A 10,572-nucleotide genomic window follows, 5' to 3' on the forward strand; every position below is an offset into this window, starting at 1 on the left:
TTATTATGAAAAATTGGTTTTTATATATTTGCCCATTCCGCATTAATGATTTCATCCACAATATTCTGATGTCTTCGATATTTTATTTATTTTTTTTACTTTCCGCTATCATCTGATCTAATAAATCATCAAACTCATTTCTTTCCGGATTGACATCCATATAATTGAGTGTGAAATTGTTTTTCAAATAATTAAGCAGTTCTTCATCAACTAATAACGACTTTTCCGGACCAATAATGATATCGTCAACATCCTGCTTTCCGATAATCTTCATCCAGTAAAATTCAGGTAATGATTTATTCAATTGGTAATTATCGTTGAAGTACTCATCTTTAGTTACAATCATTTCTGAAAACTCAAATCCTGTGAATTTTGTTGTCTGTAATCCGGTTTTAAGCTTTTCAGTAACAATATAACAGGGATGACATTCCATTAAGTCATCACCTAACCAGTCCTCAAGTTGTATATGTAATTTTATAACTGTTAAAAATGGAGCTTCTTTCTCCAGAAATTCAGTTTTTTCGCCTAGCCCAACAATAACTTCTGGCTGGATTGTTTGATATGTTTTCATAAAAATTTATAGACTCAAAATAGGCTAGTTTTAAGATCTTTATTTTCTTTTAAACTGGTAATTGCTTTTTTTCCAAAATCAATTACATTATTATACTTTTCTGCTTCTAATACTACCATATTTTTTTATAAAATATGTTATTATGGATAATAATCTCATTTACTTTGAAATAATCAGTTTAAATTTTTTGTAATAAATCTCCTTTTTTTAAAATTTTATTATATTCACATAAGGAATCATAATTTCCAAATGCTGGAGCTTCTATCCAATTATGAGAAACATTTACTTTTTCTGCTGACTCTACAATATCTTCAACTACTGTAACCGTTTCATTTCTAATAAATTCATTTGTTGTAACAGTAAGGCTTCCATCCTCAGTAAAAAGAATTTTCTTGTCATTTTTTAGATCTTGCAGTGGCTTTTGCGCAATCCCATTATATTCTCTTAAATAAATCTTCATAAGAAACAATCTGTTTTCATCAACTTTTTTATAAGTTAAACTCATGATCTCAAATAATCTCTTATCAAGAAAAGAAACAACAATATATTCGGAACCATAACTTATATAAACTTCTGGTTTATTATTGTTAAAAATAGTGATAGGATACCATAAATTATTTGCATGTGCATGTTGTGCCCAAGCAAGTGGAGATGAAGTATTTTCTTTTAATACTGATTTACTCAATTCATCTTCAAACTTTATTTTTATTCTTTTTAAGGTTACTTCATTATTTAAAATTTTTAAAGCAACATCATTATAAATATTGTATCTTATTTCCTGCACAATAATAGTTTGAATCCTTTTATTCCTATCAATTATTTTGGTATTTCATTTTGTAAATATTTAGTATTCCTCTCTCTACAAAGGAATCTCCTTTTTCCAGAGATTCTATTATAGTTTCATACTTTTCATCAGACAGTTCCATACTTATTTAATATATTTTCCGGGATTTTTATAAAGGTCTAGATATTTTGGATCTTCATCCTGAAATGATCTTCCCTCTGACTTTTGAAATGCAATTTTAAATTCCTCGTATGCATTTTGATACTCGTTGAATTCATAATGACTTTTACCTGCAACAAATTCTCTCTCTCCGTCATCTAATCTTTCTTTATCACAAAGAAAGAATATATCAATCCATCTTTTTGCTTCACTATTATTTTTAAGTTGTGTGTACTCATCAACTAATGATTTTGCTATAAAAAAACTTTCATCATAATTTTCTTTAACATCTGGAAGTAAACTCCATTTTTCTAATTCTAATTCAATAATCTTATTATGATTTCCTTTCTCTTAATAGTTTTCGATTTTTTCATCAATTTTTTCGAATTGGTCTTGAATATGGTTTGATAATTCCATTATTTATTTTTTATTTATATTAAAGGAGGCAAATAATTTTGTCCAAGTTTAGCACCAGCAGATCTATTAAGACTTCTATGATCTAGGTAATAATTTTTTGAATCTAATTCCTGACTTCTATTTATAAAATATGTTATGATGAATAATAATCTCTTTTTTATCAAATCGCTCTGATTAATAACTCACAAGATTAATTTATTATTCCCTCTAATGGAATTCTATTCTCAATCAATATTTTATCATATTCATTAAAAATTGGAAAATCTTCATAGAGATAGGTGATATCTATTTTTTGATTACCTTCAAAATCTTCTAGTTTACCAATTTTATCATCATATTTTGTATATTTTACATCACCATTTTCATTAAAATTAAAATGTAGCCTATATTCTTCCTCTTCAGTTGTTTCAGAAATAAAGTGGTAATACCAAACTTCTTTTAAAAATATCTTGTCTGGAAACTTTTCACTTTCCCCAAATAAATAATTCAAATATTTCCTTCCAACAAAATCAAAAAATTCGACACTAATATGTTTATTCTGGGGCATTATATTAACATAAGCAAATGGATATTCTGTATGATTATTATCAAACGCACAAAACTCATAACCTAAATTATTATTATGATTTTGAAAAGCTATATCTTTAGACGTTAGTTCTCCCTTTTCAACCCTAGGTTTAAATTTTGTTTTATTCCATAAATCCCATTTCATAACAGAAGCTGTTTCTGAATTAAGTCTTTTTCTTGCGCTCCAATAATTTAAATATTTTATTTCTTTATTCATTTTTAAGGGTTTAAAATTTTACCTGTAACATCTCTGATCGTTACGCCTAGATCATTGGCATGCTCAATAACTGCTTTGGGTAATCCATTTTTCTGAACAGGAACTTCTAATATCATTTCTCCTGCAAGCTTATCACCAGCTTTGGCAATAGCATCAGCATTTCTTGGTGTATTTTTAATAACAGTATCTGGAGCATACTTCTGAACCAGTTCATCAATATATTTTTTTGCAGTATCTTCTGTAATATTTGCCAATTGTGAAAATTTTCTTGAAACTATTTCTTTACCTGGAATATAACTATCTAGACGCTTTCCTGTTTCTAAAACCACCTCATTGAAGCCACCCATTCTTTTATAGTATTGTTCTCTTATAAAATTAAAATAGTTTCCTTTATACATCTTAGCTAGCCAATCTGGTAAATGTTTTATTTGACTTAAACATCGTTTTGCATTATGCACTAGCAAAGCAAGCAACCCTACAAAATACGTATGAAAGTTATCTACCGTAAAATTATAAACTTTTTTAGGTTCATAGCTATATTCTGTTCTTTCAATGGTAACTTTTTCATCATTTTTGGTTAGAATTTTTTCCCCTGCTTCTAATTCTGAGGCATCTTTCCAACCTTCTTCAGTATAAAAAGGATGTATTGCTGTAGTTTCAATCACTTCTGCTTCCGTATAAATACTAATGGTATGGTCACTTTCATTGGTGATAAGATCAATCACTGGCTGAAGAGCTACAGTGTCTGTATCTTCATCATAAGCCCATACCAGATCTCCAATTCTGATGTCTTCAATATTTTTAATTCCATCCTCGGTATGAACAGGGGTTCCGGCTGGAAAACAGGCAAAGACACAGGTTTTAAGCAGCTTTTTGGCAACATCATCTATACTTTTCTTTAAGGCTTCTTTGCTCAGTTTTTTCAATGCAGCTTTCCCCATCTGCTGAAGAGCTTCTTTAGAAATAGCTTTTGCACCTGCTTTTATAGCTCCTTTCATTCCTGCTTTTGCCCCCTGCATCGCTACCGTTCCGGTCCCAAAAGAAACCACTCCTACAGCAATAGAAGCTACATCCCAGATTAAAAATCCGGCATTCATAAGGCTGCCCCCTACATCTCCGGTTTGTATATCATTGATAAGGTCACGACCACTTCCCCAAACAGGAATCATTCCTTCTACAAGCCCTGCTTCTCCTACACTGTCTCCATGTCCGCTATCGTCGAGTTCACGCTGTGCCTGATCCTGCATATCTTTTACTTCCTGAGCGGCATCGTCCGGAAGAGGAACCTGTCCGCTCGTCATAAATTCTATCTTTCCACCTACTGGACATTGACAGGTACTTTTCCCTATCAAAGATCTGATTCCGTTGATTTTTACCTGCCAGGTATCCTGCCAGGTCATGGGAACAGTGGCTGGGGTACAGGGACCACCACTAATCTTGCACACCTTAAAAGAAGGTATGTTAATCAAAGGCTTGGCGTCTTGATTGGTCGCCACAAGACAGCCATGGATCTTCACCTTTGTATTGAATGTAGGTTTGAAGAAATCCGGGGCAGCTCCCTGGTCGCACATCATCAGGGCATTGAGGGTGATGTATTCTAACTCATCCATGATTTCTGTTTTAGAATTACATAATATTGGTATCTCCTGAAGACATCACAGCGCTTGGCCCTCCGGTAATGGTAAGTGGTGAATCTGTGCTAATATCCATAGGCCCGCCTTTACTTGAAAGTCCCAGTGCACCGGTAAGTGCCGTAATATCAATAGTTCCTTTTCCTGCTGATGCGGTAATTCCAGCTTCAGAGATGGTAATAGAATTATCTCCTACCTGTAAGGTAATACTTGTTTTTCCATCAAGGGTAATATTTCCTCCGGCATCCATTTTTAATAAGGATTGCGGTGGAGCATCTTTTTTACCTCCAACGTTGATTACGTTGGTACTTCCTGCATTTACGGTATGATTGCTATTGGCATTAGTAGTTGCGTTTCCGGTTCCGTCAAAATGCATATTGGCACCGCCCTGATCTTTGAGGTTCATAGACCCGGCGCCATTGTCATATTTTAATTCTGCGCCACTTCTACCGCTGAAACTCATGATATTATTTCCTGAACCGCCACCAGCTCCAATTCCGCCATGGTACATTCCGCCCATGACGAAAGGACGGTCCGGATGAAGATGTACAAAATTGACGATCACCTGATCTCCCACTTCAGGAATAGACATAAAGCCACGGTTTTTGCCAACTTTTTCGCTGCTTCCGGCATCGGGAGACATCACACGGATAAATTCTGTAGTGTCCTGTCCGCTCTGCCAATCAAGCTGAACCTGTACGCGGCCTTGGTTTTCGGGATCTGTGTTCGAAATTACTTTTCCAAACTGAGGTTCTGCTACCGGAACTGTAAATTCCGGTCTTGGAATAAATCCGGTATCAGCAGCTATTGCCTGAAATGATCCATCGTAATACCCTCGTGCATCCACCTGATGGGTTACCTCTATCAGCATAAGCTTGGTAAAATATCCAGTATCATTAGTATCTGATTTACGCATTTCTATATCTGCAATGCAGCCTGGATAAAGGAATGGAACAGTTGTATTTCCTGAAGTAATAAAAACTTCTGAAGCCTTGCTTCCCGCAGCACCTTTCTGTGAGGCATCAATGTCCATAAAAGAAACAGCCTTGATGGGAGCAACCCGTAAAGATGGAGTCTGAAATGTCTTTTCCGAAATTTCATAAGCTCTCTTAGCAATATCTGAAGTATGGTTTATTTTTGAACTTCCACCCTTGAATTTCTCATTTTTACTGCTGTTATAACCATAAAATGTGGGATTTACATGCTGGGCCTTCATTTTGATTTTGACATCGGTGAGATTACTGCCATAAGTTAACATCACAGGTTTTTCCTGTGGAGGCAGCTGCCCGAAATGTAATACCTCCCCATCATAAAAGAATTGCTCACCATAAGCTTCTGCGATTCTTGCCAGATAATTATAATGAGTTTCTTCGTATTGACAACTGTAAGATACATTTCCCTGGCGGGCGTCTACCCTGAAATCATATTTTCCTTGTCCTAATCCTTCTTTAATAACTTCATTGGCTATACTGTTCAAACTTATAGGCTGTGCTCCCCCAAAACTTTGAATATGCGGAGCTGCATCCAGTAAAATAGTTGGACTGCATCCTGATAATACAAGATTCCCAAGGCTTCCTTTTTCCTGGCTAAATCCTACTTCTGTAATGACTCCTACAAAATTTCGTTCGGCACCACCTTCTACATCTTTATACTTGAAGACTACTGTAATCCTTTTCCCAAGGAAATTCTGTACTTCTTCAAGGTTATGATTTTCTGCACTTCCTAAAGTATCATGCGCCAGAATTAACTCAAATTCATGATGTTTAGTAGCACTTTGAGTAAGTTTAAAGTGTTTGAAATATTTTATAGACTTGCCTTCCACATGAATATCAAGTTTTACCACCCGATTAATTCCTGCTATGGCACTCTCCGGAATCCTGTCTGCATTAAATATTCTGGAAGTAGGCTGTTTTGCCCAAAGTTTGTCTTTAATAACGGAAGGCTCATTCGGCAGCAAGGGCTGATTCAGGAATTGTTTTCCTGTATTCACAACATTCACTGCGTTATTCACTTTTGAAGCAACTTTCTTTACTTCATTAATTTTTTTATTTTCCTGGATTTTGTTTACAAAACCTGTCTTCTCTGAATCTATTTCCGGTTTGGGAAGATTATTCTGTTCCTGAAACATGACATCAATTTTTTTGGTGTATGATTTAATTGGATATTCAACCTTTGCAGGTGAGACCCTTTAACTCAAAGAACCAATCGGCAGCTTGCAACGGCCTCTTGAACAAGCTTTTTTATGATTGATCTGAGATGGGTGCAGTTGGAATTTTTCAGAAATATAATTCCACTTTAAGTATCTGACAGTACTTTTTTACAGGATTGATTATTGTATTTTTTCATAAGTTTTTCGGTGATTTTGGTAATGCAATATATAACCTTAAATATTCACGTCAAAATGAATTACCCATTATTTCAAAAATTGTAGTAAAACTACGACTGAGAAGTTTAAAAAGCCTTTCTACCGGAGCTTTTCATGTCAGCGCTAAATAAAACACCCATATTATGATCAGATAATCAATAACATGGGTGTTAATTAACAAATAATATGATGTGTTTCTATTTCACAACTTTTTCATAGCAGTTGAATATTCCTTTGCGAAAACGGACTGTTCCCACCAAATCATATCCTTTTTTAGTGTATACAATATTAGCGGTATCATTCAGAGAAAAAGCATCAAACCGTATAGATCGATATTGATTCTGAAGAGCAAACTCTTCTGCATAACGAATCATTTTACTGGATATTCCTTTTCCCTGTGCTTTAGGTTTTACATATAAACGATGGATCACCAAAAACGGTGTAGGTGTTTTCCAGTCCAGATCATTGTATTCTTCATCACATAATTCATTCAGTGCCATGTAAGCCAGTACTTTTCCTTCTTCTTCATACACAAATCCTTCTCCTTTTTCAGTATCCTCTGTAAGAACTTTTATATTTGGGTATTCTTCATCCCATTGGTCAATTCCTTCACTCAACATGTGGGTTTTTACTTCTTCAAGTACCTGTGAGGCCTGAAGTACATCCTCATGAACGGCTTTTCTAATCATTGTCATTTTTTATAGTTTTATCATAATACAGATGATTACTTTGAGTTTTTAAGCTGTAAAGCTCTCTGATAAAAAGACTGACTGGCAATTTTCTCTTCCGCTTCGTTAATAGCAGCCAACAAATTGTTCTGATTATCGGAAATCTCTCCCAGTATCTGAGACATGAGCTCCCAGACCGGTTTCATTTTTTCAATAAGTTCTTTCCCTTTAGTAGTCAGCATAAAGAGTCTTTTACGCTCATCCTGCTTATCTTTCTTCCATGCTATCAGTTCCTGTTTTTCAAGTTCATTCAGCAAGGTGATGGTAGATGGATGAGTATATCCTATTTCATTAGCAATTTCTACCACACTGGCTAAATCTTTTTGATAAATAGTATAAATAACAGGAAACCATTTTAACTCAAAATCAATTCCAAAGGCTTTATAAATCAACGCACCATCTTTTCTCAGCTGTTCACTGAGGCGGTGCATTCTTGTAGAGATGGCAAGAATTCCAGCTTCGTTAATTACATTCATGTTCAGTCAATATGTAGATGATAAAAAATATCGTCGGCGCTCATTAATGGAAAATGTTCCGGAAGGTTTTCTTTTTTAATTTTCTCAAAACCATTTCTTTCATAGAAACGCTGCGCTGCTTTCAATACCGTTATAGTACCCAAATATAGGTCATCAATACCATTTTCACGGCAGAAAGCAATTAAAATATCCAATAAGATTTGGGCAATATTCAGTTCGCGGCCTCTGAATTCTTTTTTCACAAACATTTTTCTGATGGCTCCTGCCCTTTTGTCAAACTTCACCAAAGCTATGGAACCTACCAGTTCCCCATCTATAAAAGCTCCCCAAAAGTTTCCTCCGGCTTCATGATAAAAACTTTCTATCTGTTTCAGATCAGGTTGATCTTCTACTGTAATCGGGATATTAAACTCTTTTTGCTGAATGGTCAGAATCAGATCAATAAGCTGCTCCGAATATGCATTTCCTATAGATTGTACCTGTAATTTCATAGTGTTTTCATTTTTAAAGTATAAAACTACGTAGTTAAATACATATATGCAAATTGTTTTTTGTTTTTAAAAAAATTTAACATAGTTTTCCCGATATTTAACTAATTTTCAAGATTAAAAACCTAATAATCAGGCTACTGAAATGAGAATAGAAATAAAACCATTTAACGGACAGCATTGCGAAACCACTGCGACGGGAACTTTATTGCTTCAACTTGGAATCGAACTTACTGAACCTATGCTTTTCGGTTTAGGAGAAGGTTTGAGCTATATTTTCTGGAATATGAAAGGCATGGACTTCCCTTTTATAGGCGGCCGTGTAAAACCTGACATCCTTACCCAAAATATTGCTAAAAACCTAAATCTTGAATTAACCGTTAAGGAAACATCTTCTTCTCCAAAAGCCTGGGCCTCTGTAAAAGAAATTCTTGATAAGGGACAGCCTGTTGGATTAAAAATGGATTGCTATCATTTGGAATATTTCTCAAATCCGTTTCATTTTGCCGGACATTATGCTGCCATCTACGGCTACGATCATCAAAATGCTTTTTTGGTAGACACTCAGCAGCAAGGATGCCAGGTTCAAACTTCTTTACAAAGCCTTGCTTTGGCCAGAGCAGAAAAAGGACCTATGGCCTCTAAAAACCTATATTATACCATAAAGAAATCAGATCAGGAATTTGATTTAAAAGAGGCAGTCATCATTGCGATCAGAAACAATACCACCGAATACCTGAACCCTCCTATTGCCAATATAGCTTACAAAGGTATTTTGAAAACGAGTTCTGAAATTATCAAATGGTTCCATACCAGTAAAGATATTGAAGCTGAATTTGGATTATCAGCAATGATGATGGAAAAAGCAGGAACCGGAGGAGCCTTGTTCAGAAACCTATACCGGGACTTTTTAAAAGAAGGCTATGAGCTGCTTGAACTTAAACAGTTAAAAACAGGATATGAAATGTTCTCAGAAATTGCAGAACTCTGGAAAACGGTCGCTCAGTTATTTGAAAAGGTAGGTAAAACAAAAGATTTTAAATATATTCAGGAAGCATCAGAAGTTTTAAAAATACTATCTGATCAAGAAAAGGAAGCAATGAAAATATTAGCTGCCTCAAACTGATAAAGCATGACCAAGGGATCTTATGACAACTCCCCATCTTCAAAAATATGTAATGCTAAGCTTTATCCGCCTTTACGAAAGCCATATTCAACTTTTGAGATATAAGAAATTAGTCTTATTGTAATTTTTATATTAAAATTTATAAAAAAAAGAATAATATTAATAATGACAAACAAAAACTGATTAACAAAATATAAAATCAATAAAAAAAGTTAAAATAATGCGATATTTTTAAAATTTATTTAAATCTAATACAAATAATTTATAATTTTAGGAAGTTAATTCAAAACAACAAATTTATGAAAAACCTAAAATTATTCGCTATCGCATTGGGAATGCTATCTCTTTCTTCATGTAACAGAAATGAAGAAGAACAAAATCCACAACAGCCTAACCAGGAAAATCAGACAATGCGTTCATTAGGAGCAGTATTGGTGGATGAAAACACATACAATTCGTTTGCTAAAGTTGATGTGGAAGCATTAACCATGAAATTTAAAGGCCAATCTTCCAAGGCTGCAGTAAGTGCTCTTCCGTCAAGTTATATTATTCCGAACACTCCTCAGATACAAAATCAAGGGCAGGAAGGTTCATGTGTAGCTTTTGCAACGGCTTATGCTGCAGCAAGTACCCTGGAATATAATTTTAAAGGAGTAACCAATCCAAGAAGTCCTGAATATGTATATAATCAAATAAAAGTAAGCGGTTGTCCTAATGGAACATATGTATCCCGCGGATTAGATTTAATAAAAAATCAAGGAGTCTGCAGCTGGAGCGAAATGCCCTATACAGATGCTGAGTGCTCTACACAACCTAATGCTGCTCAAAAAAGTGCAGCAGCCACCCATCAATTTACCACCTGGGCCACTGTAGATAAAACCAATATTGATAATGTAAAGACACTCTTAAGTATGAATTTACCAATAATTATTGCAATTACAGTGGATGGAAGTTTTGATAGTTTAAGTTCAGCAAACAATTGGATATGGAAAAGCCATTCCGGTAAGATAAGAGGAGGACATGCTATTTGTGTGGTAGGTTAT

General features: G+C 34.6%; 10 protein-coding genes. 2 read left to right on the top strand and 8 right to left on the bottom strand.

Annotation, left to right across the window (positions count from 1 at the left end; translation table 11 throughout):
• Nucleotides 1–82 precede the first annotated feature (82 nt).
• From BBH99_RS12825 to BBH99_RS12860, 8 genes are all read right to left on the bottom strand, one after another.
• The gene (locus BBH99_RS12825) at nucleotides 83–571 is read right to left on the bottom strand and encodes a hypothetical protein (protein WP_066696268.1); all 489 of its coding nucleotides are present in this window, start codon (nucleotides 569–571) and stop codon (nucleotides 83–85) included.
• 178 nt (nucleotides 572–749) lie between these two features.
• Complete coding sequence (locus tag BBH99_RS12830) at nucleotides 750–1,355, bottom strand: hypothetical protein (RefSeq protein ID WP_066696271.1); 606 nt, start codon at nucleotides 1,353–1,355, stop codon at nucleotides 750–752.
• Between the two features lie 766 nt (nucleotides 1,356–2,121).
• Entirely contained in the window at nucleotides 2,122–2,715 is a 594-nt protein-coding gene (locus BBH99_RS12835; protein WP_066696274.1) for a hypothetical protein, read from the bottom strand.
• Between the two features lie 2 nt (nucleotides 2,716–2,717).
• On the bottom strand, nucleotides 2,718–4,325 hold the full coding sequence (locus tag BBH99_RS21905; RefSeq protein WP_073300142.1) for a polymorphic toxin-type HINT domain-containing protein: 1,608 nt from the start codon (nucleotides 4,323–4,325) through the stop codon (nucleotides 2,718–2,720).
• Nucleotides 4,326–4,341: 16 nt separating this feature from the next.
• Nucleotides 4,342–6,474, bottom strand: a complete 2,133-nt coding sequence (locus BBH99_RS12845; RefSeq protein ID WP_066696276.1) for a type VI secretion system Vgr family protein — start codon at nucleotides 6,472–6,474, stop codon at nucleotides 4,342–4,344.
• A 434-nt stretch (nucleotides 6,475–6,908) separates the two neighbouring features.
• Nucleotides 6,909–7,406 carry a GNAT family N-acetyltransferase gene (locus BBH99_RS12850; RefSeq protein WP_228390805.1) on the bottom strand — a complete coding sequence of 166 codons (498 nt, stop codon included), beginning with the start codon at nucleotides 7,404–7,406 and terminating at the stop codon, nucleotides 6,909–6,911.
• A gap of 29 nt (nucleotides 7,407–7,435) precedes the next feature.
• Entirely contained in the window at nucleotides 7,436–7,915 is a 480-nt protein-coding gene (locus BBH99_RS12855; RefSeq protein WP_066696278.1) for a MarR family winged helix-turn-helix transcriptional regulator, read from the bottom strand.
• 2 nt (nucleotides 7,916–7,917) lie between these two features.
• On the bottom strand, nucleotides 7,918–8,406 hold the full coding sequence (locus BBH99_RS12860) for a GNAT family N-acetyltransferase (RefSeq protein ID WP_066696281.1): 489 nt from the start codon (nucleotides 8,404–8,406) through the stop codon (nucleotides 7,918–7,920).
• Nucleotides 8,407–8,548: 142 nt separating this feature from the next.
• Here BBH99_RS12860 and BBH99_RS12865 point away from each other — a divergent pair, with 142 nt between their 5' ends.
• Entirely contained in the window at nucleotides 8,549–9,529 is a 981-nt protein-coding gene (locus BBH99_RS12865; RefSeq protein ID WP_066696284.1) for a BtrH N-terminal domain-containing protein, read from the top strand.
• 299 nt (nucleotides 9,530–9,828) lie between these two features.
• On the top strand, nucleotides 9,829–10,572 hold a 744-nt coding region (locus tag BBH99_RS12870), incomplete at its 3' end, for a C1 family peptidase (protein ID WP_165601936.1).

This window comes from Chryseobacterium contaminans (genome assembly GCF_001684955.1).
Lineage (GTDB): Bacteria > Bacteroidota > Bacteroidia > Flavobacteriales > Weeksellaceae > Chryseobacterium > Chryseobacterium contaminans.

Bases quoted from the DNA above. Each gene is read 5' to 3' on its own strand.
- BBH99_RS12825 (WP_066696268.1), bottom strand. From the start codon at position 571: ATGAAAACATATCAAACAATCCAGCCAGAAGTTATTGTTGGGCTAGGC.
- BBH99_RS12835 (WP_066696274.1), bottom strand. From the start codon at position 2,715: ATGAATAAAGAAATAAAATATTTAAATTATTGGAGCGCAAGAAAAAGA.
- BBH99_RS21905 (WP_073300142.1), bottom strand. From the start codon at position 4,325: ATGGATGAGTTAGAATACATCACCCTCAATGCCCTGATGATGTGCGAC.
- BBH99_RS12845 (WP_066696276.1), bottom strand. From the start codon at position 6,474: ATGTTTCAGGAACAGAATAATCTTCCCAAACCGGAAATAGATTCAGAG.
- BBH99_RS12850 (WP_228390805.1), bottom strand. From the start codon at position 7,406: ATGACAATGATTAGAAAAGCCGTTCATGAGGATGTACTTCAGGCCTCA.
- BBH99_RS12855 (WP_066696278.1), bottom strand. From the start codon at position 7,915: ATGAATGTAATTAACGAAGCTGGAATTCTTGCCATCTCTACAAGAATG.
- BBH99_RS12860 (WP_066696281.1), bottom strand. From the start codon at position 8,406: ATGAAATTACAGGTACAATCTATAGGAAATGCATATTCGGAGCAGCTT.
- BBH99_RS12865 (WP_066696284.1), top strand. From the start codon at position 8,549: ATGAGAATAGAAATAAAACCATTTAACGGACAGCATTGCGAAACCACT.